General features: G+C 63.9%; 21 protein-coding genes and 1 riboswitch. Of the genes, 6 read left to right on the top strand and 15 right to left on the bottom strand.

Features of this window, described 5'->3' with window-relative positions:
- Positions 1-35: 35 nt before the first annotated feature.
- The 6 genes from fba to EBS_RS09830 all read right to left on the bottom strand — a co-directional run bounded on the left by fba (position 36) and on the right by EBS_RS09830 (position 7,971).
- Complete coding sequence (fba, locus tag EBS_RS09805; protein WP_043108487.1) at positions 36-1,100, bottom strand: class II fructose-bisphosphate aldolase; 1,065 nt, start codon at positions 1,098-1,100, stop codon at positions 36-38.
- Between the two features lie 47 nt (positions 1,101-1,147).
- Positions 1,148-2,593 carry a pyruvate kinase gene (gene pyk / locus EBS_RS09810; protein ID WP_043108488.1) on the bottom strand — a complete coding sequence of 482 codons (1,446 nt, stop codon included), beginning with the start codon at positions 2,591-2,593 and terminating at the stop codon, positions 1,148-1,150.
- 100 nt (positions 2,594-2,693) lie between these two features.
- On the bottom strand, positions 2,694-3,884 hold the full coding sequence (locus EBS_RS09815) for a phosphoglycerate kinase (protein WP_043108491.1): 1,191 nt from the start codon (positions 3,882-3,884) through the stop codon (positions 2,694-2,696).
- A gap of 185 nt (positions 3,885-4,069) precedes the next feature.
- Positions 4,070-5,077: a type I glyceraldehyde-3-phosphate dehydrogenase gene (gene gap, locus EBS_RS09820; RefSeq protein ID WP_043108494.1), complete on the bottom strand. Its 1,008-nt coding sequence runs from the start codon at positions 5,075-5,077 to the stop codon at positions 4,070-4,072.
- 56 nt (positions 5,078-5,133) lie between these two features.
- Positions 5,134-7,122 (bottom strand): transketolase, encoded by a 1,989-nt coding sequence (gene tkt / locus EBS_RS09825; protein WP_043108495.1) that lies wholly within the window; start codon positions 7,120-7,122, stop codon positions 5,134-5,136.
- A gap of 291 nt (positions 7,123-7,413) precedes the next feature.
- The gene (locus EBS_RS09830) at positions 7,414-7,971 is read right to left on the bottom strand and encodes a thioredoxin family protein (RefSeq protein WP_043108496.1); all 558 of its coding nucleotides are present in this window, start codon (positions 7,969-7,971) and stop codon (positions 7,414-7,416) included.
- Positions 7,972-8,104: 133 nt separating this feature from the next.
- Here EBS_RS09830 and metK point away from each other — a divergent pair, with 133 nt between their 5' ends.
- Positions 8,105-9,274 (top strand): methionine adenosyltransferase, encoded by a 1,170-nt coding sequence (metK, locus tag EBS_RS09835; RefSeq protein ID WP_043108497.1) that lies wholly within the window; start codon positions 8,105-8,107, stop codon positions 9,272-9,274.
- Positions 9,275-9,423: 149 nt separating this feature from the next.
- Here the strand turns inward: metK and EBS_RS09840 are convergent, their stop codons facing one another.
- Entirely contained in the window at positions 9,424-10,221 is a 798-nt protein-coding gene (locus EBS_RS09840) for a DUF2189 domain-containing protein (RefSeq protein ID WP_043108499.1), read from the bottom strand.
- 172 nt (positions 10,222-10,393) lie between these two features.
- Positions 10,394-10,472: riboswitch (S-adenosyl-L-homocysteine riboswitch) on the top strand.
- Between the two features lie 23 nt (positions 10,473-10,495).
- On the opposite strand from EBS_RS09840, the gene ahcY reads away from it, so the two are divergent.
- From ahcY to EBS_RS09855, 3 genes are all read left to right on the top strand, one after another.
- Positions 10,496-11,899, top strand: a complete 1,404-nt coding sequence (ahcY, locus tag EBS_RS09845) for an adenosylhomocysteinase (protein WP_043108500.1) — start codon at positions 10,496-10,498, stop codon at positions 11,897-11,899.
- Positions 11,900-12,103: 204 nt separating this feature from the next.
- Complete coding sequence (gene metF / locus EBS_RS09850; protein ID WP_043108502.1) at positions 12,104-12,940, top strand: methylenetetrahydrofolate reductase [NAD(P)H]; 837 nt, start codon at positions 12,104-12,106, stop codon at positions 12,938-12,940.
- Between the two features lie 7 nt (positions 12,941-12,947).
- Positions 12,948-13,676, top strand: a complete 729-nt coding sequence (locus EBS_RS09855) for a 16S rRNA (uracil(1498)-N(3))-methyltransferase (protein WP_043108503.1) — start codon at positions 12,948-12,950, stop codon at positions 13,674-13,676.
- A gap of 12 nt (positions 13,677-13,688) precedes the next feature.
- On the opposite strand, the gene EBS_RS13080 is transcribed toward EBS_RS09855, so the two are convergent.
- From EBS_RS13080 to EBS_RS14310, 8 genes are all read right to left on the bottom strand, one after another.
- Positions 13,689-14,168: a chemotaxis protein CheW gene (locus EBS_RS13080; protein ID WP_052199486.1), complete on the bottom strand. Its 480-nt coding sequence runs from the start codon at positions 14,166-14,168 to the stop codon at positions 13,689-13,691.
- Positions 14,165-19,738 carry a hybrid sensor histidine kinase/response regulator gene (locus tag EBS_RS13310; RefSeq protein WP_070104737.1) on the bottom strand — a complete coding sequence of 1,858 codons (5,574 nt, stop codon included), beginning with the start codon at positions 19,736-19,738 and terminating at the stop codon, positions 14,165-14,167. The genes EBS_RS13080 and EBS_RS13310 overlap by 4 nt, the downstream gene beginning before the upstream one ends.
- 32 nt (positions 19,739-19,770) lie before the next feature.
- On the bottom strand, positions 19,771-21,831 hold the full coding sequence (locus EBS_RS09870) for a methyl-accepting chemotaxis protein (protein ID WP_043108504.1): 2,061 nt from the start codon (positions 21,829-21,831) through the stop codon (positions 19,771-19,773).
- Positions 21,832-21,895: 64 nt separating this feature from the next.
- Positions 21,896-22,447, bottom strand: coding sequence for a chemotaxis protein CheW (locus EBS_RS09875; RefSeq protein ID WP_043109660.1), 552 nt, complete (start codon positions 22,445-22,447; stop codon positions 21,896-21,898).
- 14 nt (positions 22,448-22,461) lie between these two features.
- Positions 22,462-22,824 carry a response regulator gene (locus tag EBS_RS09880; RefSeq protein ID WP_043108506.1) on the bottom strand — a complete coding sequence of 121 codons (363 nt, stop codon included), beginning with the start codon at positions 22,822-22,824 and terminating at the stop codon, positions 22,462-22,464.
- A 3-nt stretch (positions 22,825-22,827) separates the two neighbouring features.
- A complete protein-coding gene (locus EBS_RS09885) occupies positions 22,828-23,229 on the bottom strand; it encodes a response regulator (protein WP_043108508.1) in 402 nt (133 codons plus the stop codon).
- Positions 23,230-23,255: 26 nt separating this feature from the next.
- Complete coding sequence (locus tag EBS_RS09890; RefSeq protein WP_231892795.1) at positions 23,256-24,008, bottom strand: rhodanese-like domain-containing protein; 753 nt, start codon at positions 24,006-24,008, stop codon at positions 23,256-23,258.
- 85 nt (positions 24,009-24,093) lie between these two features.
- Positions 24,094-24,366, bottom strand: coding sequence for a hypothetical protein (locus EBS_RS14310; RefSeq protein ID WP_171816234.1), 273 nt, complete (start codon positions 24,364-24,366; stop codon positions 24,094-24,096).
- Positions 24,367-24,831: 465 nt separating this feature from the next.
- Here EBS_RS14310 and gshB point away from each other — a divergent pair, with 465 nt between their 5' ends.
- Positions 24,832-25,782: a glutathione synthase gene (gene gshB, locus EBS_RS09900; RefSeq protein ID WP_043108510.1), complete on the top strand. Its 951-nt coding sequence runs from the start codon at positions 24,832-24,834 to the stop codon at positions 25,780-25,782.
- Positions 25,779-26,840: an FAD:protein FMN transferase gene (locus tag EBS_RS09905; protein ID WP_231892796.1), complete on the top strand. Its 1,062-nt coding sequence runs from the start codon at positions 25,779-25,781 to the stop codon at positions 26,838-26,840. The genes gshB and EBS_RS09905 overlap by 4 nt, the downstream gene beginning before the upstream one ends.
- Positions 26,841-26,849 lie beyond the last annotated feature (9 nt).

Raw genomic sequence — 26,849 nt, forward strand, 5'->3', positions numbered from 1 at the left:
CCGAGGCGCCCCTTTCGTTGCCGGGAAGATCGAACTCAGTTGATCTTCGGGTCCAGCTCGCCGCTCTGGTAGCGCTTGACCATGTCCTCCAGCGAGATCGGCTTGATCTTGGAGGCATTGCCGGCGGTACCAAAGGCCTCGTAGCGGGCCTTGCAGATGTCCTTCATGGCGGCGGTGGCCGCAGCCATGAACTTCCGCGGGTCGAAGTTGGAGGGGTTCTCCTTGAGGTGCTTGCGGATGGCACCGGTGGAGGCCATGCGCAGGTCGGTGTCGATGTTCACCTTGCGCACGCCGTGCTTGATGCCTTCCGCGATCTCCTCGACCGGCACGCCATAGGTCTCGCCCATGTCGCCACCGTATTCGTTGATGATCTTCAGCCATTCCTGCGGCACCGAGGAAGAACCGTGCATCACCAGGTGGGTGTCGGGGATGCGCGCGTGGATTTCCTTGATGCGGTCGATGGCGAGGATGTCGCCCGTCGGCGGACGGGTGAACTTGTAGGCGCCGTGCGAGGTGCCGATGGCGATGGCCAGGGCGTCCACGCCGGTCTTCTTGACGAAGTCGGCGGCCTCTTCGGGATCGGTCAGCAGCTGGCTGTGGTCCAGCTTGCCTTCGGCGCCGATGCCGTCTTCCTCACCGGCCATGCCGGTCTCCAGCGAACCCAGGCAGCCCAGCTCACCTTCCACCGACACACCGCCGGCGTGCGCCATGTCGACCACGGTACGGGTGACATCGACGTTGTACTCGTAGGTGGTCGGGGTCTTGCCGTCCTCGCCCAGGGAGCCGTCCATCATCACCGAGGAGAAGCCCAGCTGAATGGAACGCAGGCAGACCGCGGGAGAGGTGCCGTGGTCCTGGTGCACGCACACCGGGATGTCCGGCCACTCTTCGATGGCGGCCTGCATGAGGTGACGCAGGAAGGGGGCGCCGGCGTAGCTGCGGGCACCGGCCGAGGCCTGCACGATCACCGGGGAATCGGTCTCGGCCGCTGCTTCCATGATGGCGCGCATCTGCTCGAGGTTGTTGACGTTGAACGCCGGAATGCCATAGCCGTGCTCGGCGGCATGGTCCAGCAGCTGACGAAGGGAAATCAGTGCCATCTGTTAGCTCCTCTCTCTTGATTCACGTTTGTAAGTCGTTGTCCGCATCACTTGGTGATGATGTGTTCGCCCACGCGGATGATCTTCATCACGTTGGTACCGCCGGCCACGCCGTTGAGGTCGCCCTTGGTAATGATGACCAGATCGTCGTCGCGTACCGCGCCCCGGCGTTGCAGCTCCTCGATGACCTCGGTGTTGGCCTGCTGCGAGTCGATCCCGGCGGCCAGTTCGAAGCTTACCGGGTAGACGCCGCGGAATATCGTGACTCGGCGTCGGGTTGAAACCCGGTTGGTCAGCGCGTAGATCGGGATACCCGAAGAGATACGCGACATCCACTTGGGCGTGGAACCCGATTCGGTCAGGCAGGCAATGGCCGCCACGCCCAGGTGGTTTGCGGTGTACATGGTGGCCATGGCGATGGCCTCGTCGATACGTCCGAACACCGAGTGCAGGCGGTGATCGGACTTGCGCGCCTTGGACTGCTTTTCGGCCTCCTTGCACACCCGGTCCATGGCCTCGACGGCCTTCACCGGGTACTTGCCGGCGGCGGTCTCGGCCGAGAGCATGACCGCATCGGTGCCGTCGAGTACGGCGTTGGCCACGTCGAACACCTCGGCACGGGTCGGGATGGGATTCTGGATCATGGATTCCATCATCTGCGTGGCGGTGATGACCACGCAGTTCATGGACCGGGCCTTGTGGATGAGTTCCTTCTGCACCGCGGGCAGCTCGGCGTCGCCGATCTCTACCCCCAGGTCGCCTCGCGCCACCATGATGACATCGGAGGCGTCGATGATCTCGTCGATGTTGTTCAGGGCCTCTGCGCGCTCGATCTTGGCCACCACGCCGCCGTGCCCTCCGGCGTCACGCAGCAGATTGCGCGCGACCTGCACATCGTCGGCCGAGCGCACGAAGGAGATCGCGATGTAATCGGCCTCGATGCGCGCCGCGAAGAGGATGTCTTTCTTGTCCTTTTCGGTGAGCGCAGGCGCGGACAGGCCACCGCCCTGCTTGTTGATGCCCTTGTTGTTCGAAAGGGTGCCGCCGATCACCACCTTGCAGCGGATCTCGGTGCCGACCACTTCCTCGACCCAGAGCACGATCATGCCGTCGTTGAGCAGCAGGGTATCGCCGCGCGTGCATTCCTCGTGCAGGGGGGGATAGGTGACGCCGACCCGCTCCTGGTTGCCGGCGTTCTCGTCCCAGGCGGTGTCCAGGATGAAGCGCTCTCCCGGCTGGAGCTGGATCTTGCCATCGGTGAAACGGCCGATGCGGATCTTGGGCCCTTGCAGGTCCACCAGCACGCCGACCTGGCGACCGCTGGCGCGCGCCCGGTTGCGTACCAGCTCGGAACGTCGCTCGTGTTCCTCGTAGCTGCCGTGCGACATGTTCAGCCGCACCACGTCCACACCGGCGGCAATCAGCTCGTCCAGCACCTTGGGGTCGTCGGTCGCCGGCCCCATCGTGGCCACAATCTTGGTTCTTCTCTGCATGCTCTCTCAGTCTGTCGGTAGCGTCCTGGCGATGCCCTGACCGGAATGCCCGGCGGCGTCTCGATACGGCCGGGGCAGCCCGCAGGCTGCCCCTGTGCGATCACTTGCCGAGCTTCTGCGCGGCCTCTTCCAGCATGGCCACGGCCGGCAAGGTCTTGCCTTCCAGGTATTCCAGGAAGGCCCCGCCGGCAGTCGAAATATACGAGATCTTGTCGTAGATCCCGTACTTCTGAATGGCGGCAATGGTGTCACCGCCGCCGGCCAGGCTGAAGCCCTTGGCCTCGGCGATCGCCAGCGAGATGGCCTTGGTGCCCTCGCCGAACTGGTCGAACTCGAACACGCCCACCGGACCGTTCCACACGATGGTGCCGGCCTCGGCGATGATCTCGGCCAGGACCTTGGCCGAGTCGGGACCGATGTCGAAGATCATGTCGTCGTCCTCGACCTGATCCACCGGCTTGAGGGTGGCCTCGGCGTCTTCGGAGAATTCCTTGCCGCACACCACATCGGTGGGGATCGGGATGTTGGCGCCACGCACCTTCATCTTCTCCATCAGCGCCTTGGCGGTGTCCACCAGGTCGGCCTCGCACAACGACTTGCCCACGTTGTAGCCGGCTGCCTTGATGAAGGTGTTGGCGATGCCGCCGCCGACCACCAGCTGGTCGACCTTCTCGGACAGGGCCTCGAGCACCGTCAGCTTGGTGGAGACCTTGGAACCGCCGACGATGGCCACCATGGGACGCGCCGGCTCGGCCAGGGCCTTGGCCAGGGCATCGAGCTCCTCGGCCAGCAGCAGCCCGGCGCAGGCCACCGGCGCGAACTTGCCAACGCCGTGGGTGGAGGCCTGGGCGCGGTGCGCGGTACCGAAGGCGTCCATCACGAAGATGTCACAGAGGGCGGCGTACTTGCGGGCCAGCACTTCGTCGTCCTTCTTCTCGCCGACGTTGAAGCGCACGTTCTCGAGCAGGACCAGCTCGCCCTCGCCGACCTCGAAGCCGCCGCCGAGGTAGTCCTTGATCAGCGGCACCTCGCGGCCGAGCTTCTCGCCCAGGTCGGCGGCAATGGGTGCCAGGGAGTTGTCCTCGTCCCACTTGCCCTCCTCGGGACGGCCGCGGTGCGACATGACCATGACGCGGGCGCCGGCGTCCATGCAGTGCTTGATGGTGGGCAGGGACGCCGCGATGCGCGCGTCGGAGGTCACCTTGCCATCCTTGACAGGCACGTTGAGGTCGGCGCGGATGAGCACGCGCTTGCCGGCGAGATCGAGATCGGTCAGCTTGATGAAAGCCATGTTGAACTCCCTGATATGTTTGAGATGTCTGTAGCGGAACCCCGAAGCCGGCGCCCTTCCCCTGGAGCGGGGCAGCAGCCGGCGCGGCGGTTCCCGAAAAACCTTCGGGACAGGTCACCCTGTCCGGAAGACTCTCCGGAAACGGCCGGCCGCCGGGTTGCCCCGGCGGCCGGACCTTCACGGCATCAGTTGTTGGCGACGTGCCGCGCGAAACGCAGCATGTTGCAGGTGTAGCCGTACTCGTTGTCGTACCAGGAGACGACCTTCACGAAGGTGTCGTCCAGGGCAATGCCGGCGCCGGCATCGAAGATCGACGAATAACCGCAGCCACGGAAGTCGGTGGAGACCACCTTCTCGTCGGTGTAGCTCAGGGTGTCGCCGATACCCGGGGTCTGCGAAGCCTCTTTCATGGCGGCGCAGATATCGTCATAGCTGGCGGGTTTCTCGAGTTCCACGGTCAGATCCACCACCGAGACATCGGAGGTGGGCACGCGGAAGGCCATGCCGGTCAGCTTGCCGTTCAGCTCGGGCAGCACCACGCCCACGGCCTTGGCGGCACCAGTGGAGGACGGGATGATGTTCTCCAGGATGCCACGACCGCCGCGCCAGTCCTTCATGGAGGGGCCGTCCACGGTCTTCTGAGTGGCGGTGGCGGCGTGCACGGTGGACATCAGGCCACGCTTGATGCCCCACTTGTCGTGCAGCACCTTGGCAACAGGGGCCAGGCAGTTGGTGGTGCAGGAAGCGGCCGAGACGATCTTCTGGCCGGCATAGGTCTCGTGGTTGACGCCATAGACGAACATCGGGGTGCCGTCCTTGGAGGGCGCGGACATGATGACCTTGGGCGCGCCGGCGTCGATGTGCTTCTGGCAGGTCTCCTCGGTGAGGAAGAAGCCGGTGCACTCGAGCACCAGATCGACACCGATGTCGCTCCAGGCCAGGTTGGCCGGATCGCGCTCGGCGGTCAGACGGATGGTCTTGCCATTGACCACCAGGTTGCCCCCCTCGGCCTTCACGTCACCCTTGAAGTTGCCGTGCACCGAGTCGTACTTGAGCATGTACGCCAGGTAGTCGGCGTCCAGCAGGTCGTTGATGCCGACCACTTCCAGGTCGTCGGCGAAATCCTGGACGATTGCGCGGAAGGCCATGCGGCCGATGCGGCCGAAGCCGTTGATACCTACTTTGATCGTCATGTCGTCAACTCCTCAACTTGGGATTTCGATTTCTGGTTGAAAACCGGGGCAGCCGGTCAGCCGCAGACTTCGTCGATGGCCTTGAGAACGTTCTCCACGGTGAAGCCGAACTCCTTGAACAGCTCACCGGCCGGCGCGGACTCGCCGAAGGTGCCGATGCCCAGGATGCGACCGTTGCAGCCGGCGTACTTCCACCAGCCGTCGGTCGCAGCGGCCTCGACCACCACGCGGTTCTGTACCGAGGAGGGCAGCACCGACTCGCGGTAGTCGGCATCCTGCTGGTCGAACACATTGGTCGAGGGCATGGACACCACGCGGACCTTCTTGTCGGAGGCCTCGGCGGCCTTGATCGCCAGATCCACCTCGGAACCGGTGGCGATCACGATGCAGTCCGGGGTGCCGTCGCAGTCGCGCAGCACATAGCCACCGCGCGCGATGTTGGCGATCTGCTCGGGGGTGCGCTGCTGGAAAGGCAGACCCTGGCGCGAGAACACCAGGCTGGTCGGGCCGTCCTTGTATTCGATGGCGGCACGCCAGGCGACAGCACTCTCGACCGTGTCGCAGGGACGCCAGGTGTTCATGCGTGGCACCATGCGCAGGGTCGGGATCTGCTCCACCGGCTGGTGAGTGGGACCGTCCTCGCCCAGGCCGATCGAATCGTGGGTGAACACGAAGATGGAGCGGATTTTCATCAGCGCGGCCATGCGAATGGCGTTGCGCGCGTATTCCGAGAACATCAGGAAGGTGGCGCCGAAGGGGATCCAGCCGCCGTGCAGGGCGATGCCGTTCATGATGGCCGACATGCCGAATTCGCGCACGCCATAGTTGACGTAGTTGGCATGCGGATTGTCCTTGCGCATCGGGCGATGGCCAGACCACTCGGTGAGGTTGGAGCAGCCCAGGTCGGCCGAACCGCCGAACAGCTCCGGCAGGGCCGCGGCATAGGCTTCGATGGAGGCCAGCGAAGCCTGGCGGGTGGCCTTGTTTTCCTGCTTCTCGTTGCACTCGGCGACGAAAGCATCGGCCTTCTGTTCCCAGTCGGCGGGCAGTTCGCCGGCCATGCGGCGCTTGAACTCGGCGGCCAGCTCGGGATAGGCGGCCTCGTAGGCCTTGAACTTCTCTTCCCAGGCGGACTGCGCAGCCTTGCCCTTCTCGCGCGCATCCCAACCCTTGTAGATCTCCTCGGGGATCTCGAAGGGACCGTATTTCCAGCCCAGGGCTTCCTTGGTCAGCGCCACCTCGTCCTCGCCCAGCGGCGCGCCGTGACAGGCGTGCGAACCGGCCTTGTTGGGCGAGCCGTAGCCGATGGTGGTCTTGCAGCAGATCATCGAGGGCTTGTCGGTCACCGCCTTGGCCTCCTCGATGGCCCTGTTGACCGCCTCGGCGTCGTGACCGTCCACGTCACGCACCACGTGCCAGCCATAGGCCTCGAAGCGACCCGGGGTGTCATCGGCGAACCAGCCCTCGACGTGACCGTCGATGGAGATACCGTTGTCGTCCCAGAAGCAGATCAGCTTGCCCAGACCCAGGGTGCCGGCCAGCGAGCAGGCCTCGTGGGAGATGCCTTCCATCAGGCAGCCATCGCCCAGGAAGACATAGGTATGGTGATCGACGATCTCGTGACCGTCACGGTTGAACTCGGCGGCCAGGGCACGCTCGGCGATGGCCATACCCACGGCATTGGTGATGCCCTGCCCCAGCGGCCCGGTAGTGGTCTCCACGCCCGGTGCATAGCCGTATTCGGGGTGACCCGGGGTCCTGGAGTGCAGCTGACGGAAGTTCTTCAGATCCTCGATACTCAGGTCGTAGCCGGTCAGGTGCAGCAGCGAGTAGATCAGCATGGAACCGTGACCATTGGACAGCACGAAGCGGTCACGATCCGGCCATTGCGGATCGTTGGGGTTGTGCTTCATGTGGTCGTTCCACAGCACCTCGGCGATATCGGCCATGCCCATGGGTGCGCCGGGGTGTCCGGAATTGGCCTTTTGAACGGCGTCCATACTCAACGCGCGGATGGCGTTGGCGAGTTCTCTGCGTGAGGACATGGGTCTCTCCTGTCAAAGACGAAAAAATCTGTCCCGGCGCGGAGAGCGCCGAGAATTGGAAAATTCAATTGTCGTCGCGCAACGGCCTTCCGCGTTGGTCTCGAAGCGCCGTGGAAACGGCAGCAGGCCTGCGAACGCAAAATGGTGCGGTATTCTCGCCCAGGTGGGGCTGGCGGGGCAAGGTAAGGATTCCGCGAATATTCCAATGTGCCCATAAAGAGCCGGACACACCCCCTAACAGGAAACCACCAAGCATTTGATTTTTCGAGACTTGAACCGGAAAACGGTGAGTCACTCGTCTCGCCACTTGATCGAGCAGCCCATGCTGGGGATCTGCTCGGCCGGCCCCTTCCCCGTGAGCGCCACCTGCTTCATGGCCTCGAACAGGTCGCGGCGCACGTCTGGCGGCGCGGCATCCTTGCGACTGGCATCCAGCCGCCCCCGGTATTGCAGCTCGCGGTTCGCGTTGTAGCCGAAGAAGTCCGGGGTACACACCGCGCCATAGGCCTTGGCGACTTCCTGGGTTTCATCGAGCAGATAAGGGAAGGGGAAGTCCATGCGCTCGGCGATGGCCTTCATGTTCTCGAAGGAATCCTCCTCGTAGAGCGAAGGGTCGTTGGACATGATGGCCACGCTGCCGATGCCGTATTCCTTCAGTTCACGCGCATCGCGCACGATGCGATCCAGCACAGCCTTTACATAAGGGCAATGATTGCAGATGAACATCACCAGCACGCCTTTCTCGCCCATGCAGTCATCGAGCGTCCACTCTCGCCCATCCACGCCGGGCAGGCGGAAATCCACCGCGGGCTTGCCAAATTCACATACCGGGGTCTGCAGGGAAACCATCTACCACCTCGCTCTCGTCTCGTTCAGGTTGGTCATGAATCAGCCGCATTCTTCCAGATGCCCCCCGCCCCACAACAAATGCTAGAATCGCGCGCTTGGCGATTTGCGTGACACAGCTACAGGGACTCGAACCATGGCCAACGAATTCATCTTCACCTCCGAATCGGTCTCCGAGGGGCACCCCGACAAGATGGCCGACCAGGTATCGGATGCGATACTCGATGCCATCCTCGCCGAGGACCCGCATGCGCGCGTGGCCTGCGAAACCCTGTTCAAGACGGACATGTGTCTGATCGCCGGCGAGATCACCACCACCGCCAAACCCGATTACGAGCGCGTCATCCGCGAGACCATCCGTGACATCGGCTACACCAGTTCGGAAATGGGCTTCGACTGGGAGACCTGCGCGATCATGACCGCGCTCGGCGTGCAGTCGCCCGACATCAACCAGGGCGTGGACCGCGAACGCCCCGAGGACCAGGGCGCCGGTGACCAGGGCCTCATGTTTGGCTATGCCACCAACGAGACCGCGGAGCTGATGCCCGCCCCCATTCTCTACGCGCACCGCCTGGTGCAGCGCCAGACCGAGGTGCGCAAGAGTGGCGAGCTCGACTGGCTGCGCCCCGATGCCAAGAGCCAGGTCAGCTTCCACTACAAGGACGGCAAGCCGCTATCCATCGATGCCGTGGTGCTCTCCACCCAGCATGCGGACACCATCGGTCAGGCCGCCCTGCGTGACGCGGTGATGGACGTGATCATCAAGCCGGTGCTCGAACCTACCGGCCTGCTCACCGCGGACACCAAGATCCACATCAACCCCACCGGCAACTTCGTGATCGGTGGTCCCATGGGCGATGCCGGACTGACCGGGCGCAAGATCATCGTCGACACCTATGGCGGCTCGGCGCGCCATGGCGGCGGAGCCTTCTCCGGCAAGGACCCCTCCAAGGTGGACCGCTCCGCCGCCTATGCCGCTCGCTACGTGGCCAAGAACATCGTCGCCGCCGGGCTGGCCGACCGCTGCGAGATCCAGGTCTCCTACGCCATCGGCGTGGCCGAGCCGACCTCCATCATGGTCGACACCTTCGGCACGGGGCAGATCCCGGACGAGCGGATCGTGGAACTGGTACGCGAGCATTTCGACCTGCGCCCCTACGGCATCCTGCGCATGCTCGACCTGCTCAACACTAATCGCATCAAGTACCGCAGGACTGCCGCCTACGGCCACTTCGGCCGCGAGGACGAGGGCTTCACCTGGGAAGAGACCGACAAGGCCGAGGCCCTGCGCGCCGCCGGGGGCTGACCGGACCGGAAGACGGCGGGGGGCGAAAGGCGCCAGGGGAAACCTGCGGCACCGGAAATGTCGGCCGAAACCCGACCTGCAGCACCCGCCATCAGGGCGAACCGCAGGTCAGGCTTCGGCCCGATACCACACGACCACTGCGGCATCCCTCAGGGCTCTCTCAGCCCCTCTGCCTCCGGCGGCAACACCGTCTCGCGGTAGGCATGCCAGCTCGCGTGCCCCAGCAAGGGCAGCACCAGTGCCATGCCCAGCAGGGCGGTGGCGAATCCCAGCAGCATCAGCAGCCCGATCAGGACGGCCCACAGCAGCATCGGCCCCTTGTTCTTGAGCACCGCGTTGATGCTGGTGAGCGCGGCGGTGATGGCATCGGTATCGCGGTCGAGCATCATCGGCAGCGAGACCACACTGATCGAGAACACCAGCCCCGCGAAGATCGAGCCCACGGCGCTGCCGATGGCCAGGAACTGCACCACGCCCAGCCAGCCAGCTTCCTCGTCGACAGGCGCAAAGATGTTGACCATGGCCGCAGCGCGCGCCCAGATCAGCAATACCACCAGCAGCACGATGGCGAACAGCAGCTCATTGCGCAGCTGATAGCGGCTCTCGCGCAGACACACACCCAGGCGCGGCACCCGCCCCTGCTCGAGCTGGCGACTGATGGAATACAGGCCGAAGGCCAGCACGGGGCCGGCCAGGATGAAGGCCAGCACCAGCGAGAACAGGGCCACGGTGTTCCCACCGTCCCAGGCCAGCCAGCTCAGCAGGTCGAAGAAGATCACCAGCGAAAAGCCGTACACCAGGCTGGGACCGGGGGCCCGTTTCATGTCCTGCCAACCCAGGCGCAACCAGCGCAGGGGCGCGCCCATGTCCAGGGTCCGGATGGTATGGAACAGCGGCTCGAGCGGCCGCTGTTCATCGTCACGCTTGACGACGTGCGTCTCGGACATCTCTCTCTCCTCACTCTTGACTGAACGCCTCTCTGACGGAGGCTGTTGTCAACTATAGACCATCGGATCCGGGCGGCTGGCGGGCCACCCCGGAATCCGGGTAGAATCCGCCATCCGCCGCTCAAGACGCGCCACCACCGGCCGACACGGAGGGGCGGCAGGCACACAACGCCGATCCGAGGAGCGCTGCAACCCGCCAGGGCCAGGCTCGGATCCGCCACAGACGATGTTTCCAACGGCGCTCACTCGATGTTTTGACTTCAGGAGTGGAACCATGAGTGAGTTCACCGACTACAAGGTCGCCGACCTGTCCCTGGCCGACTGGGGCCGCAAGGAAATCGCCATTGCCGAGACCGAGATGCCGGGCCTGATGGCCCTGCGCGAGAAGTACGGCCGCGACAAGCCGCTGACCGGCGCGCGCATCACCGGCTCCCTGCACATGACCATCCAGACCGCGGTGCTGATCGAGACCCTGGTGGAACTCGGCGCCGAGGTACGCTGGTGCTCGTGCAACATCTTCTCCACCCAGGACCATGCCGCCGCCGCCATCGCCGCAACCGGCATCCCGGTGTATGCCTGGAAGGGCGAAACCCTCGAGGAATACTGGTGGTGCACCGAGCAGGTGCTCAACTGGCCGGACGGCAAAGGCCCCAACATGATCCTCGACGACGGGGGTGATGCCACCCTGCTGGTGCACAAGGGGGCCGAGTTCGCCGAGACCGGCGTGCCCGAACCGAAGGAAGGCGACGCCGAGGAATGGCGCGTCATCCTCGACACCCTGCGCCGCAGCCTGGCCGAGGACCCGCAGCGCTACAAGCGCATGGCCGAGGGCATCCGCGGCGTCACCGAAGAGACCACCACCGGGGTACACCGCCTCTACCAGATGATGGAGGAAGGCAAGCTGCTGTTCCCGGCAATGAACGTCAACGACTCGGTCACCAAGTCCAAGTTCGACAACCTCTACGGTTGCCGCGAATCGCTGGTGGACGGTATCAAGCGCGCCACCGACGTGATGATTGCCGGCAAGATCGCCGTGGTCTGTGGCTACGGCGACGTGGGCAAGGGCTCGGCGCAATCGCTGCGCGGCCTCGGCGCCACCGTCTGGGTCACCGAGATCGACCCCATCTGTGCCCTGCAGGCAGCAATGGAGGGCTACCGGGTAGTGATCATGGAAGAGGCCGCGCCGCTGGCCGACATCTTCGTCACCACCACCGGCAACAAGGACATCATCACCCATGACCACATGGCGGCGATGAAGGACCAGGCCATCGTCTGCAACATCGGCCACTTCGACAACGAGATCCAGGTCGAATCGCTGCGCCAATACGAGTGGATCAACATCAAGCCGCAGGTGGATCAGATCGTGTTCCCCGATGGCCACCGCATCACCCTGCTGGCCGAGGGCCGGCTGGTGAACCTGGGCTGCGCCACCGGCCACCCCAGCTTCGTGATGTCCAACTCCTTCACCAACCAGGTGCTGGCGCAGATCGAGCTGTTCACCAAGACCGACCAGTACCCGGTGGGCGTCTACATCCTGCCCAAGAAGCTGGACGAAGAGGTCGCCCGCCTGCACCTGGAGAAGATCGGCGCGCACCTGACCACCCTCACCCAGGAACAGGCCGACTACCTGGGCGTGCCGGTCGAAGGCCCCTACAAGCCCGATCACTATCGCTACTGACCGGGGGAAACCACAAAGGACACGAAGCGCACAAAGCGATATAGCTGAAAAGGCTCGCCTCTTTGAGTACAGCAGGCAACGGGGCGGTTTGTGGTAATAGGCGCAGCCTCAGACGGCCACTCATCCCTCGGAATCTGGACCTGACCCGGCCGCCTCTGCCCATATGCTCTTCGTGTTCTTTGTGTTCTTAGTGGTGAACAAAGCATGAACCCAGACAAAACCTTCAGTTTCGAGCTGTTCCCGCCCAAGACCGAGAAGGGCATGGTCAAACTGCAGTCCACGGTGGCTCGGCTGGCCGAGCGCCGCCCGGCCTTCTTCTCCTGCACCTACGGGGCGGGCGGTTCGACACGGGACCGCACCTTCGCCACCGTGGACTGGCTGGTCTCGCAGGGTATCGACACCGCGCCGCATCTCACCTGCATCGGCAACAGCATCGCCGAGACGCTAGAGATCCTGAACCGCTATCGTGAACAAGGCATCCGTCGTATCGTTGCACTGCGCGGTGACCCGCCCTCGGGCACCGGTCTGGGCGGTGGCGAGCTGACGCATGCCAGCGAGCTGGTAGCCCTGATTCGCGAGCATTTCGGCGATCACTTCCACATCGAGGTCGCTGCCTATCCCGAGATGCACCCGCAGGCGCCGAACTTTCTGGTCGACCTGGACAACTTCCGGACCAAGGTCGAGGCCGGCGCCGACTCGGCCATGACCCAGTACTTCTACAACGCGGATGCCTATGTGCATTTCGTGGAGCAGATACGCGCGCGCGGCGTGGACATCCCCATCGTGCCGGGGATCATGCCGATCACCAACTACAGCAGCCTGGCGCGCTTCTCCGATGCCTGCGGCGCCGAGATCCCGCGCTGGATCCGCAAGCGCCTCGAGGCCTATGGCGACGACGTGGAGAGCATCCGCGCCTTCGGCCTGGAGGTCGTCACCGGGCTATGCGAGCAGCTGCTGGCTGCCGGCGCACCGGGACTGCATTTCTACACCATGAACCAGGCCGATCCCACGCTGGCAATCTGGGACCGGCTGGGCCTCTGAGTCCCTCATGCGCGAGCACCGGATCTTCAGCCCGACGCCCCTGGAGACCGGCCAGACCGTGGCGCTGGACGCAAATGCCGCGCGCCACCTCCTGGCCACCCTGCGTCTGAACGATGGCGCCCGCATCCTGCTCTTCGACGGCAGCGGACGCGACTTCGCCGCCGTGCTGCGTATCACGGGCAGGCACCAGGCTGTTGCCGAGGTGGGTACCGTGCTGCGCGAGGAGCCCCCGCCGCCGTTGCACCTGCACCTGGCCATCGGCATCTCCCGCGGCGAGCGCATGGATTATGCGATGCAGAAGGCGGTGGAGCTGGGCGTGGCGGAGATCAGTCCGCTGTTCACCGAGCGCACCCAGGTAAAGTTATCGGGCGACAAGCAGGAGAAACGCCGACAACACTGGCTGGGGGTCATCCGGCATGCCTGCGAACAGTCGGGCCGCGCGCGACTGCCGCTGCTGCACCCGCCGCAGCGTCTGAGCGACTGGTTGTGCGCACCGCCGTTGCCCGGTCTGCTGCTCGACCACCGCGCAACGCGTTCCCTGCCCGAGCTGCCCGCACCGGGTGACCGCCTGTCGCTGCTGGTCGGACCAGAAGGTGGGCTGAGCGAGGCCGAGCGCAAGGCGGCGTGCACTGCGGGACTCACCGGAGTGCGTCTGGGCTCACATATCCTGCGCACCGAGACCGCACCACTGGCTGCACTGTCAGCGATCCAGGTGTTGTGGGGGGATTTTCGTTGAGCAGCGCAGAACTCAGGCCGGCGCAACGGCCTCCAGTTCACGCTCCAGTGCGGGCAGGTCGGGGATGACAGTCGCCTGCCCATCGAAACGCAACGCAGCACGCAGCGGTCGCTCACGCCAGTTCTCGGGCATCGGCGTACCTTCCAGCATCGACTCCTGGATACGGACAAGACGGGGAATGTTCGCTGCCACGATACCCACGAAAGGACGCCGCGCCTGCGGGTCGAGCACATGACAGACCACGATGCGCTGCCGCGGACTTTCCGCCACCATGGATTCGCCCAGCAGCATCTCGAAACGCACCACCGATAGCCGCCGCTGGCGCCAGTCCGTCTCACCCGCGACCCAGTCGGGCCTGTCCGGCAGGGCGGAGACACCGTGAAAATCTATGATCTCAGCCACCGCTGCATTGGGCAGCAGCAGCGAGACATCCGTTTGCAAGGGGATCACCAGCCCGCGGATCTCCCGTGGATAGGCCGGCGTATCACTCACGACGTCACCTCGGCGAGCACGGTATAGATGTTCTCCAGCAATTCCGACTCCTGGTAGGGCTTGCCCAGGTAGTGGCGCACGCCCAGCTCCTGTGCATGCTCCCGGTGCTTGCTGCCGGTACGCGAGGTGATCATGATGATGGGAATGTCCTTGAGCGCCTCGGTACTACGCATGTGCCGCGCCAGCTCGAAGCCGTCCATGCGCGGCATCTCGATGTCCAGCAACATCACGTCCGGCCGCTCGGTCTGCAACAGGGTCACCGCGTCCACACCATCACGCGCAGTGATGACTTGCATATTGTGACGCTCGAGCAGGCGACTGGTCACCTTGCGCACCGTGATCGAATCGTCCACGACCATGACCTTGACTCCGGCCGCTTCGTCGTCACGTTCCGCCAGGGGCTCGGGCATCGCCTGGCGCGCCGACTCCATGCGCACCAGGGCACCGATATCGAGAATCAGCGCGATACCCCCGTCAGCCAGAATGGTGCCACCTGTGAACCAGCGGATACTGGCCAGCTGGGTGCCCAACGACTTGACCACGATCTGGCGGTTGTCAAGCAGGCGATCGACCTGGATGGCCATGCGATGTTCACCGGAGTGCACGAGCAACAGGGGCATCCAGCGCTCGCCTTCAGGCAGGTGGGGAGACCCGGTGCCCAACAGGCGGCCGAGATAACGCACCGTGTATTCGTGTCCACCATAGGAGAAGGTCGCACGCTCACCCCGGTAGCAGGCCTCCAGCTCGCTGCGCGGAATGCGCGCGATACCGGCCAGACTGCCATGGGGCACGGCAAACACCTCGTCGTCGATCCCGACCAGCAGGGCATCGCTGATCGCCAGGGTAAAAGGCAGGCGTATGGTGAAACGGGTGCCGCTGCCCGGCTGCGAATCGATATCCAGCGTGCCGCCGAGCTGCTTGACCTCGTTGACCACCACGTCCATGCCGACGCCGCGGCCAGCCACCTGGGTCACCTCATGGGCAGTGGACAGCCCCGCCTCCAGAATGAAGGCATCCAGATCATCGTCGTCGATATGGGCCTCGGGATCGAGCAGACCACGCTCGATCGCCTTGCGGCGGATGGCCTCGCGATCCAGGCCGCGGCCATCGTCGCTGACCTCGAGCACCACGTCCGAGCCATCCCGGCTCACAACCAGCGACACCTTGCCGACCGGCGGCTTTCCGGCAGCCTCGCGATCGGCCGGCGCCTCGATGCCGTGTACCACCGCATTGCGCAGCAGGTGTTCGAGCGGCGCCATCATGCGCTCCAGGATAGCGCGATCCATCTCGCCCGCGGCGCCGGTCAGGGTGAGTTCGGCCCGCTTGCCGACCGTCTCGGCAGTCTGCCGTACCACGCGCTGCAGACGCGAGGCACGCGAGCCGACCGGGATCATGCGCGTCCTCAGCAAGCCATCCTGCAGGTCATTGATGACCCGCGACTGCTGCTGCAACAGGGTATCGGTGTCCCGGCTCTGCTCCTGCAGGGTCACGCTGAGGCTGTTCAGGTCCTCGGTGGTCTCGGCCAGGGCGCGCGACAATTGCTGGATGGTGGAATAGCGGTCCATCTCCAGCGGATCGAAACCATCCGGCAACTCGCCTTCGTGCTCGCGCTCGTGACGCGACAGGATCTGCGCCTCGGTCTCGTTCTCCAGCTTGCGCAGCTGTTCGCGCAGGCGACCGATGGTCTGCGCCAGTTCGTCCAGGTTGTAGCCAAGCGTCTTGTTCTGCTGCTCGAGGCGGGCGCCGTAGATACTGACCTCACCCGCATTGTTGACCATCTGGTCGAGCAGGTCGGCGCGCACCCGCACCCGTTCCTTCGAGGTGGTGCTCTTTTCCTCTTCGGGCGGCGGCGGGCGACGTGGCGGCTCGTTCTCCTCGGCAAGGCGACCGCGCGCGGGAAACTGGATGATCCGGGAATCTGCCGACACCCCCGCCAACAGTTCGCTGTCGCCGGCGGCGACCATGGACGATGAGGAAACGAGGTCCGACTCGATCAGCAACTCGGAATCGGTGAGCAACTGGGAATCGGTCAGCAAGGTGGACTGGGACAGGCCAGAGGCCGCCTGTTCCAGCGAATCCAGCTCCGTATCGTCCAGCAACTCCAGCTCACTGGCATCTTCCTCGATATTTAGCCGGGCCGCCCGGTCGTCGCCTGCCTCACCGGGTTCCTGCGTCGACAGGGCAAAGGATTCACCTCGTGCCGCCGCCTGGAGGTGCTCGACCAGGGCTTCCTGCACTTCGACCGCTTCGTCTTGTTCGAGCGCCTCGATCTGCGCCGTCAGGACATCCAGTGCCTGCCGGGTAAGGCGGACGATATCAGGAGTGGAATGTACCCGTTGATCGACCACGCTCTCGAGCAAGGACTCCATCGCGTGACTCAAATCACCGATGGCCGTCACCCCCGAGAGCCGCGCCCCGCCCTTGATGGTGTGCAAACCACGTTGCATGTGGACCACGGGCAGCAGATCGTCCGGCCTCGCCTGCCAGTCCGCCATGCCGGACTCCAGACGGTCGAGCAGTTCCCGCGCCTCGTCGACGAAGATGGCGACCAGCTCCTCGTCATAGGGCGACGTTTCGTCTCCCGACTGGGCCGTTTCAGCTCCTGTTCCGGTATCTTCGGCGCCCTCCAGGACCTCGATCTCGAGCTCGATCTCTTGCACCAGGGCCTGCCAGGAAGGCATCTGGGCTCCGGGCACATGGATTACCGCCAGCAACGCGCTGATCACGAAATGCCCGCGTTCGAGCAGATCGATAGCCGCCTGATCGGTCCGATGCGCCAGCTCGTGGCGCAGATTGGCCCAGCGCTCCAGGGCACCGGCCAACCCGGCCACCGAGGCGATCTGCGCCATGTGGGCACTACCGCGCAAGGTGTGCAGTGCACGACGCAGCTCATCGTTGAAGACACAGCCATTGGCGATGCCGCGGCAACGGGCAATAAAGGACTCCATCGTCGCCAGGTGGTTCTCTGCCTCCCGGACGAAGATCTGGTGCAGCGTCTCGTCCAGCTCGATGGGAGGGCGTTCTTCCGTGGTGGGGGTAAGGATGGACTCGTCTTCCTGATCTTCGGCTTCTGCAGACAACAGCGAAGAAATCTCCTCCTCATCGTCGTCCTCGTCGAGCGCGAGAATCAGCGGTTCGGTATCGACCTCGATCTCCGTTTCGGCCACCTCGCCTTCCAACACCACGTCGAACTCTTCTTCGAACCCTGAGGCCTGCTCGAGCGCTTCCTCAAGGGGTTCGTCTGCGGCCGCGGCCTCCTCGGACGGGGTACCTGCGGCCAAGGACTCCGCCCTGGCCTGCAGTTCCAGCACGCCGTCGACCGCAGCACTACCACTCTCGCGAGCCTCGATCAGCATTGGCAGCAGTTCGAGCGCTTCCTCGACAATCGTGAAAACCTCGGTATCCGCCCTGCGGGTACCGTCGATGACACGATTGAGCAGATTTTCCAGCGCCCAGGCAAACTCCCCTATCTCCAGGGCACCCACCAGGCGTCCACTGCCCTTGAGGGTATGGAAGGACCGCCGGATGCGCGTCAGCGCTTCACGATCGGCGGGGTCCTCCCGCCACACGGGGAAATGGGCCTGCAGGGTCTGCAGCTCCTCGCGTGCCTCCTCGACGAAGATCGACAGGATTTCGGAATCCAGCACCGAGGAGCCGTCGTCGGCCAGTGCCGAGACCGGCTCGCTGGAATAGACGCCGGCGTCTGCCTGCCCGCCCTCTTCGGCGCGCCCCTGGTCGGGTTGCTCGACCGCATTCACCGAGACCGAGTCGTCCCCGGTGACTTCCGTTGCCTCCGTCACCGGTGCCGACGGTTCAGCACCTGGCGCCTCGTCCTCCAGCGCGCCCGCAACAACCGGATCCTCGGCCACTGTCCGCTCTCCGGCGCAGGACGATTCGGCCAGCCCCAGATGATCGGCCGCCTCACCGGCCACCACCAGCGCACGTCGGCGATCAGGCGAAGGCTCGAGCAGCGATTCGCGATGCACCTCGATACCACTGATCATGTCTCCCAGGCGATCACGCTCGCCTGCATCGGGCGCTTCCCTCTGCCCGGACAGCAGCGCCTCGACATAACCCTGCAGACGCACGAACAGGTCGCCTACCACCTGTTGATCGAGCACGCTGAATACACCAGACAGACGATGCAGGATCGCCGGCACCGGGTCCAGGATGCCGACCGTGCCGGTGTCGAAATAGGTGCTCAGCGCTTCCTTGATCCGGGCCAGTTCGACGAAAGCCTGGTCGAGCGCCACTTTCAGATACTGCCGGTATTCGCCTTCCGGCACGATGGCCTCGTCGGCGGCCGCTTCATCCTGCGAGAGGGCCGGCTCCGAGAGCGTCGGCAAGGCCGACTGCACCGACAGCAGATCCCAGGCCAGGTGGTCGAGCCGGGCTTCATCGGGCGGTTCGCCTTTTTCCACCGCATCACGGATCATGTCGGCATGCGGTACCAGCCGGCTCCGCAACCCTCCCTGACCGATCATCCCCAGCGTATCGGCCATGCGGCGGATTGGCTCGGCGAGCGAGGCGAAACGTTCAAGATCGTGTCGGTCGCCCCGCATGTAGAGGTCGAGCTGGTCCTTGATGCGCTGCAGGTCCTCTTCCAGCGCCTGTGCGACACTCTCGAACAACTCGCGCCCTGCGCCGATGAACCGCCCCTCGCGCAGATCCTCTTCCGAGAGGTCGGGGAAACTGTTCGCCAGATCGGCTGCACGGCGCACCGCCAGCACCACGGGATCGGAAGAATCGGAACGGGCGATGTAATAGAGGAAGTTCTTCAGCAGCTCGACGGGGAAATCCTGGGCGACCGCCTCTTCCCCTTGATCGATCATCCGCTTGAACACCCGATCGAGTTGCCCGTAGAGCAGCTTGACGGCGGGCGTTGTCTGCACGCTGCCTTCGGCGATCGCAACCAGCAAGGCCTCGGCGGCATCCAGCAGGCGTCGCAGCCGCGCGGTTCCCGCGGCAGACGAGACCCGGTCAATCAGGCCTCGCAGCACCTTGAGGCCACCCGGCGTGTCGAGATCGCGGAACCACTTGAGCAAGGCGCGGTGGTAATCCATGCGCAGTCCCGCCACCAGCTCCGGGAGTTGCGGATTGCCGCTGCCTTGTTCCACGGGCTCGGCTGCCAACTGGGCATCCAGGCGCGGTGCGAACAACGAGGCCTCGGACACCAACGGCGCTTCGCGCGCGGCCCGCAGGTCGTTCATCAGGGGCAGCAGGATCAGCGGGATGTCGGGCTCTCCCGATTCAATACGGTCGAGGTAGGCCGGCAACTGCGCGATACCGAGCATGAGGACCTCGGCGGCGGCTTCGCGACTGCCGACACGATCCTCGTTCATGCCCCGGGCGAGCCATTCCAGTTCGTCTGCCAGCATGGCCGCGCCATGGATCTGGGTCAGCGTCAACGCGCCCCGGACCTGATGCAACGAGCGGATAGCAGGCGCCAGGTCCTCGGCATCGCCGGCGACAAAGTCTTCCAGCACCAGGCGGGCCTGGCGCAGGTTTTCCTCCACCTCCCGGCGTATCCAGTGCAGGCCGCTATGATCCAGGGACAGTTCTGTGGTCATCGTGCTGGCTCGTGCTGGCATCCTTGCGGCGATCAGCCGCGCAGTTCCTCGTTGGGCTCGTCCGGCAGCTTGAAGCGCGCCACCGTCTCCCGCAGCTGCTGCGCCATGTCGGCCAGCGCCTCGATGGAACGTGCGGTCTGCTCGGTTCCCTCGGATGTCTGGTGGGTAATCTCCTGGATGACGCTCATGGTGTCGTTGATGGACTTGGCATCATCGGACTGTCCGATGGCATCGGCAGCGATCTTTTCGATCTCTTCGGCAATCTGGCGCGATACCTCCTCGATCCGTTTCAGTGCCTCGCCGGCCTCCTCGGCCCGTTCGGCTCCGGAGATCACCTCGCTGGTACTGGCCTCCATGGAGATAACCGCCTCATTGGTGTCGGCCTGGATGGTCTTGACCAGGGTCTCGATCTGCTTGGTGGCATCGGTGGCACGCTCGGCCAGCCGCTGCACCTCGTCGGCCACGACGGCGAAACCCCGGCCCTGCTCGCCGGCCATGGCGGCCTGCATGGCGGCATTGAGTGCCAGGATGTTGGTCTGGTCGGCAATGTCCTCGATCAGTTCCACGATGTTGCCGATCTCCTGCGAAGACTCGCCGAGGCGCTTGATCCGCTTGGAGGTCTCCTGAATCTGATCGCGGATGCGATCCATGCCCTCGATGGTACGGCGCACCGTCTCCCCACCTTCGTGGGCAATCTCGAGCGATTCCCGCGCAACGCTCACCGAGTGGCTGGCCTTGGTGGCCATCTCGTCCATGGTGCTGGACATCTTGCGCACGATGTCCGAGGCGTTGACGATCTGTTCGCGCTGGTGTTCCGACGCTTCGGACAGGTGCATGGCCGTCGCCTTGGTCTCCTGGGCAGCACTCGACACCTGTACCGAGGTCTCGTTGATGGTTGCCACCAGACTGCGCATCTCTTCCACCGCCTGGTTGACCGAGTCGGCAATGGCGCCGCTGATGTCCTCGGTCACCGTGGCCTGGATGGTCAGGTCGCCATCGGCCAGGTCCACCATCTCGTCGAGCAGGCGACGAATGGCCTCCTGGTTGCGTCGGTTCTGCTCCGCGGCCCCAGCCTCGCGGCGTCGGGCATCACGCAGCATGGCCACCCCCAGCAGGATCAGCAGGCCGAGGGCGACTGCACCCAGCACCGTAACGATGGTCGGACCCAGCACAACCGGGCCAACACGGATCGTCCCCGCCTGTTCGCGATAGGCCGCAATCAGCGCTGCCGTATCACGGTCGAGCCTTTCCGACGACGGTGTGATCTCGTCGATCGCCTCGAGTGCCGGCAGCAGGGCAGGCGTCGCCTCGATGATCTCCCCCGCGTGATCGTTGACCGTGGCGAACAACAGGGCCACTTCTTCGAGGGCCTTGCGTCCCGCAGGGTCGGTCACCTTGCGAATGTTGAGCTGATTGTCTCCCTTGAGCATGCCTTCGAGTACTCGCCCGAACAGGTCGGCGTCCTGGGCAAACTGGTCGATGGCCGCCGCGGTATCGGCACCACCAAGCAGCACCTTGGCCACATTGTCGTCGATGCGCTGCGCCAGCATCAGTTGGCGGGTGGCGACATAGATCTGCCGTGAAGGCGCGTTGGCGCGCACCAGCAGCCGGACCACCTCGTCAGAGGTTTCCTGAAGTTGCGGGATCAATTCGCTGATCACGCCAATGAACTCTCCGATGGACAGGATGGTCTCGCGATTGCGCAAGATCTCGTCCGCATAGGAGCGCAACTCCAGCCAGCTGTTCTCGACCTTGCGCAGGGCGCCCATCACCTGCTCGGGAGACGGCGGAAGACCCTGCCCGGGAGCCCCGTTCTTGAGCTCGTTGATCAATCGCGAGAACTGATCTCGAGCAACCTGCAACTGCTGGAAAGAAGGCTCGTTGCCCCGCAGGGCCTCCAGCGAGAACTTGGCGATCTTCTGTCCCAGAACCTGTTGTTCGGCTCCCCTCAGCAGGTACTGCTGCTGGAATTCCTTCTGTCTCTCCATGATGACGAAAAGGACCAGTGTCGCCACGATTGCCACCAACAGGGCGACCGTCAGCAACGGTATGGACCTGCTCCCCCCCTTATCCTTTATGCTTTTTGCTCTCATCGGATCTCCTCGTCGAACCCGCGTCCCAACTGGTGGGACACACCGTCAGATTTCATCTCGTACCTCATTGAGCTGCAGAACGAAATGCCGGATCGGCAGTCAGCGCCGACAAGCTGAACACCGGCCACACCTCGTCTTCCACGGAAAAGGCATCAAACACGTAACGCCCCAAGGGCCCTGTCATGCGCGCATTGGACAGGCGCCGCTCTTCCGGGAAATGCCGCATACCCAACACCGCCGACACCAGCAGACCACACTCCAGGCCCCGCATGCGCACGATCAACATGCGCGCGCTCTTTCCCGACATCACTGGTTTTCCACCCAGATAGACCTGAAGATCGATCACCGGCAGCAGGTTGCCCCGGACATTGGCCAGGCCATTCATCCAGGGTTGCGCGCCTGGCACATGGGTGAGCTGGACCGGATAGGGCAGCATCTCGCGTATTTCGCTCATCGCCGAAACCAAGCGTACCCCCGCGATGCTGTAGGCCAGCCCCTCCCATGTATCCTCGGCCACCGTGACCTGCGGCATGCTGAGCGCACTGATACGGCTCTGGCGTTCGATTTCCGCCAGCACGGCCATCAACTCACCCGGAGCCAGTGCCTGGATAGCCATCCGTTCCATGCGCGTCAGCCGAGCACCTCGGCGACCACCCCGAGAAGCTGGTCCTCGGTGACCGGCTTGACCAGGTAGGCGCGGGCGCCCTGTCGCAAGCCCCACTCGCGATCGGTTTCCTGGTCCTTGGTGGTAATCATGACAACCGGAATGTGCCTTGTTTCCGGGTCGCGACTGATCTTGCGAGTCGCCTGAAAGCCATTGAGCCCCGGCATGACCACATCCATCAGGATCAGATCCGGCTTTTCGCTCTTTGCCGTCTCCAGGCCTTCCTGGCCATCGGAAGCCGTCAGGGTCTGATGGCCGGCACTGTGCAGGTACTGGGTGAGCACATGCAGTTCGGTCGGAGAATCATCTACTACGAGTACCTTCGCCATTGCTTACGCTACCTTCTTGGCAAACTGACGAACTGCATCGAGCAGTTCATCCCGGGAAAAGGGTTTGGTCAGATACTGGTCGGAACCGACGATGCGCCCTCGGGCACGATCGAACAGACCATCCTTGCTCGACAACATGATGACCGGCACATCCCGGTACAGCTCGTTGTGCTTGATAAGCGCACAGGTCTGATACCCATCGAGGCGCGGCATCATGATGTCGACGAAGATGAGATCGGGCCTGTTGTCCGCAATCACGGACAACGCCTCAAAGCCGTCATTCGCCGTCAATACTTCGCACCCAACCTTCTTCAGCAGGGTCTCGGCAGTCCGTCGGATGGTCTTGCTGTCGTCGATCACCAGCACCTTCAGGCCCTGGAGATCTGTATCACCACTGTCGCTCACTGTCTTCAACCCACCATGTACAACTTTCACTCGTTGGGTACCACCGTGGTCAGACCCCACAGCTGCCACAGCTGCCACAGCTGCATGCCGCCCCGGTAATAACGAATCTTGTCTGCCGGATAACCCAGCTTGAGCAACCCGCGAATCGCCCGCGGCGACTGCCCGCAGGCAGGCCCGTTGCAATACAACACCAGCGTCTTGGCATCCGTAAAGTCCCACTTGTCCGTCAGGTAAGGGTTCTCGGACCACCCCCATTCCTCCAGCAATTTCTCGAAGAACGTCGGCTCTTCCCGCTCCTTGACGCCGAACAGTTCAAAGGCATCCAGCACCTCGGGGTCATCGGATGCCTTGGTCAGATGCGTGAAGGGAATATTGATCGAACCGGGGATGGTCCCCTTCTGGTGCCAGGCCGGGGTGCGAGCATCGATGAGCAGGCCCTTGCCATCTCGCAGCTCGGTCTCCATGAAATCGAACAGCTCGACCTCGCCGATGACCTGGACACCCGGCGCCGGACTGATCGACTGGATACAGAAGGGAGGACACTTGCGCCCCGTCTTGGCAAAGTAGCCCTTGAGTTCGTAGTCCGGGTCCTGTACACGTTGCACCCGGATCGAACGCCCCTCGTGAACGACATGGATATAAGGTTTGTCCTTGGTCAGCGGGATGAAATCACTGCCCAGTTTCACCTCATCGGACAGAGCCAACCCGGCAGAAAGGAACCCGGCCAGCATGGTGAACACCACCAGCGTTTGCTGTACCAGGCGAACGTTCTTCGACATATCTCCCCCAAAGTTCGATATTTCCGACCACGTCCCTGGCGCGCAACAACCAGCATCCTGCCAGCCATTCAAGATTGTCGGGTCATCAATGCTGAAGCAGGCGACTCACGATCTTCTTGCGGATCTTGTCCATGCCCACGCCCCGACGATACTCCTCGAACACCTCCTGGCGACTGCGCTCGGGAAGCTTGCGGTAGAAACCATAGGTGCCGAAGTAATGCTTCTTGAGCAGGGATTCGAAATTGGCCCGCTGCGAGGCCAGGTCCCCCTTCTCTTGCGATCGCGGCGCCTGCCCGCCTGGCTCGACAGATTGCTCGACCGCCCCCGGACCCGTCGCGCGATCCGGTTCTTCGGTCAATTCGGCATCGACTTTGCCGGCTCCGGCCTCCAGTTCGGAGAGATAGTCATCGGCAGACCAGGCGACCGTACTGAATCCCAGGATTCCAACGACCGGCAGGAACCCCAGAACCGACAAAAGAAACTGTCTCTTCCCTCTCCAGCCATGGAGTACCCCCCCCTTCCATGGCATTGCAAGAAAGTGATCTCAATGGTGACCTCCCAATGTGGTGCCGGCTGACATTGTTCCACGTCTTGCGCGCCCCTCCCCCCTCTCGACATCGCGGAATCCGGTCTCAAAGTAGCAGCCAAAACCCTGAGCCGCAAGGCAGAAACGACTCCCACTGTGACTCGCTGCCCCAAACAGGCAAACCCAGAGCACATTTCCCAGAAAATCCGGCACCCGGCACACATTGCCTTGCAAACCGGTGACGGCCGAGTATCTTGTGCCCCTTGACAGCTTGCCAGACCCAAAGGAATCCGCAACATGGCACCGGCACTGCTGGTCATCATGGACCCCATCGCACAGATCAAGATCCACAAGGACAGCACCTTTGCCATGCTCCTCGAGGCGCAGGCGCGTGGCTGGGCGCTGCACTATGCCGAACAGCGTGACCTGTCGCAACGCGACGGCCGCACCCTGGTGTGTTCCAGGCCATTACGGGTGAAGGATGATGCCGCCGGCTGGTTCGAACTCGACACCACCGAAGAGGGACCTGTCGATCGTTTTCCCGTGGTGCTGATGCGCAAGGACCCACCCTTCGACCTGGACTACATCACCACCACCTGGCTACTCGACCAGCCAGCAGCAAGCGGCACCCTGGTGGTCAATCACCCGAAGGCCCTGCGCAATCACAACGAGAAGCTGGCAGCCACCCGCTTCCCGCAACTCTGCCCACCGGTACTGGTGGCCAGTGACATGGCCGCACTGGAGCGTTTCGTGGACGAACAGGGTGACGTGATCCTCAAGCCGCTCGACGGCATGGGGGGCGCCTCGATCTTCCGCGTGCGCCCCGATGATCCCAACCGTCGGGTGATCCTCGAGACCCTGACCCACCACGGCCGCCGCCAGGTCATGGCGCAACGCTTCATTCCCGAGATTCGCGACGGCGACAAGCGCATCCTGGTGATCGACGGCGAAGCCGTTCCCTGGGCCCTGGCACGCGTCCCCGCCGAAGGCGAGACCCGCGGCAACCTCGCTGCCGGAGGCCAGGGCGTCGGTGTGGCATTGAATGATCGCGATCGCGACATCGTCGCCGCCGTCGCCCCCTTCCTGCGCGAAGCGGGTATCCTGTTTGCCGGGCTGGACGTGATCGGCGACTACCTCACCGAGATCAACATCACCAGCCCCACCTGCATCCGCGAACTGGATGCCCTCTATTCACTCAATATCGCCGGCACCCTGATGGACCACATCGAGCAGACGATCGCCGTATGAATCACCCGAGACCTTACCGCTTCCGCTTCGTCATAGTCCTGGGCATGCTGTCGGCGATTCTGCTGGGCGGCGGCTGTTCGCGGCAACTGCCATCACAGTATTTCCGCCTGCTCGCCTTCGGCACCATCATGGAACTGGAAGTCATCGGCGTGGACCGGCAGAAGGCGCAGGCTGCCTACCAGACCCTGCAACAGGACTTCCAGTTCATGCACAAGGCCTGGCACGCCTGGGACCCGGGGCCGCTGGGCCGCATCAATCAGGCGATCGCGGACGGCCGCACCATCGCCGCTCCGCCGTCGGTCCTGCCCCTGCTGAGAATCTCGCAGGAACTGGCGCGCAAGAGCGACTACCTGTTCGACCCCGGCATCGGCCGCCTGGTCGAGCTCTGGGGTTTCCACAACAGCGACCTCGAGCCGCACGCCCCGCCCCGCGACGAAGACATCGAGGCGCTGGTCGCTCGACACCCCAGCATCCGCGACATGAAGCTCGAAGGCTTCCACCTCTCCTGCGACAATCCCGCAGGCAAACTCGACTTCGGTGCCGTCGGCAAGGGCTACGGCATCGATCGCGCCATCGAGCGCCTGCGCGAGATGGGCATCACCGACGCCATCGTCAACGCCGGCGGCGACCTGCGCGCCATCGGCTCGCGCGCCGGCAACCCCTGGCGCATCGCCATCCGCGACCCCGACGGCGGAAGTATCTTCGCGCTGCTCTCGGTCAGCGGTGACGAGGCGGTGTTCACCTCCGGAAACTACGAACGGAACTTCACCTGGAAGGGAAAGTTCTATCATCACATCATCGACCCGCGCACAGGACGGCCGGCAGTCGGCACCGCCTCGGTGACCGTACTGCACCCCGACGCCACCACCGCCGATGCCGCAGCGACCGCGCTGTTCATCGCCGGTCCTGACGACTGGTATCGGGTGGCGCGACAGATGGGCATCAAGTACGTGTTGCTGATCGACACCGAGGGAATGGTGTACATGAATCCTGCGATGCAGAAACGGATCGAGTTGCAAAAGCCCGTGCAAGACATCCATATCAGCGAGCCGCTCTGAATCCCGAAC

It is taken from the genome of endosymbiont of unidentified scaly snail isolate Monju (genome assembly GCF_000801295.1).
In the GTDB taxonomy this organism is placed as follows: domain Bacteria; phylum Pseudomonadota; class Gammaproteobacteria; order Chromatiales; family Chromatiaceae; genus MONJU.

Bases quoted from the DNA above. Each gene is read 5' to 3' on its own strand.
- fba (WP_043108487.1), bottom strand. From the start codon at position 1,100: ATGGCACTGATTTCCCTTCGTCAGCTGCTGGACCATGCCGCCGAGCAC.
- pyk (WP_043108488.1), bottom strand. From the start codon at position 2,593: ATGCAGAGAAGAACCAAGATTGTGGCCACGATGGGGCCGGCGACCGAC.
- EBS_RS09815 (WP_043108491.1), bottom strand. From the start codon at position 3,884: ATGGCTTTCATCAAGCTGACCGATCTCGATCTCGCCGGCAAGCGCGTG.
- gap (WP_043108494.1), bottom strand. From the start codon at position 5,077: ATGACGATCAAAGTAGGTATCAACGGCTTCGGCCGCATCGGCCGCATG.
- tkt (WP_043108495.1), bottom strand. From the start codon at position 7,122: ATGTCCTCACGCAGAGAACTCGCCAACGCCATCCGCGCGTTGAGTATG.
- EBS_RS09830 (WP_043108496.1), bottom strand. From the start codon at position 7,971: ATGGTTTCCCTGCAGACCCCGGTATGTGAATTTGGCAAGCCCGCGGTG.
- metK (WP_043108497.1), top strand. From the start codon at position 8,105: ATGGCCAACGAATTCATCTTCACCTCCGAATCGGTCTCCGAGGGGCAC.
- EBS_RS09840 (WP_043108499.1), bottom strand. From the start codon at position 10,221: ATGTCCGAGACGCACGTCGTCAAGCGTGACGATGAACAGCGGCCGCTC.
- ahcY (WP_043108500.1), top strand. From the start codon at position 10,496: ATGAGTGAGTTCACCGACTACAAGGTCGCCGACCTGTCCCTGGCCGAC.
- metF (WP_043108502.1), top strand. From the start codon at position 12,104: ATGAACCCAGACAAAACCTTCAGTTTCGAGCTGTTCCCGCCCAAGACC.
- EBS_RS09855 (WP_043108503.1), top strand. From the start codon at position 12,948: ATGCGCGAGCACCGGATCTTCAGCCCGACGCCCCTGGAGACCGGCCAG.
- EBS_RS13310 (WP_070104737.1), bottom strand. From the start codon at position 19,738: ATGACCACAGAACTGTCCCTGGATCATAGCGGCCTGCACTGGATACGC.
- EBS_RS09870 (WP_043108504.1), bottom strand. From the start codon at position 21,831: ATGAGAGCAAAAAGCATAAAGGATAAGGGGGGGAGCAGGTCCATACCG.
- EBS_RS09875 (WP_043109660.1), bottom strand. From the start codon at position 22,447: ATGGCTATCCAGGCACTGGCTCCGGGTGAGTTGATGGCCGTGCTGGCG.
- EBS_RS09880 (WP_043108506.1), bottom strand. From the start codon at position 22,824: ATGGCGAAGGTACTCGTAGTAGATGATTCTCCGACCGAACTGCATGTG.
- EBS_RS09890 (WP_231892795.1), bottom strand. From the start codon at position 24,008: ATGTCGAAGAACGTTCGCCTGGTACAGCAAACGCTGGTGGTGTTCACC.
- gshB (WP_043108510.1), top strand. From the start codon at position 24,832: ATGGCACCGGCACTGCTGGTCATCATGGACCCCATCGCACAGATCAAG.
- EBS_RS09905 (WP_231892796.1), top strand. From the start codon at position 25,779: ATGAATCACCCGAGACCTTACCGCTTCCGCTTCGTCATAGTCCTGGGC.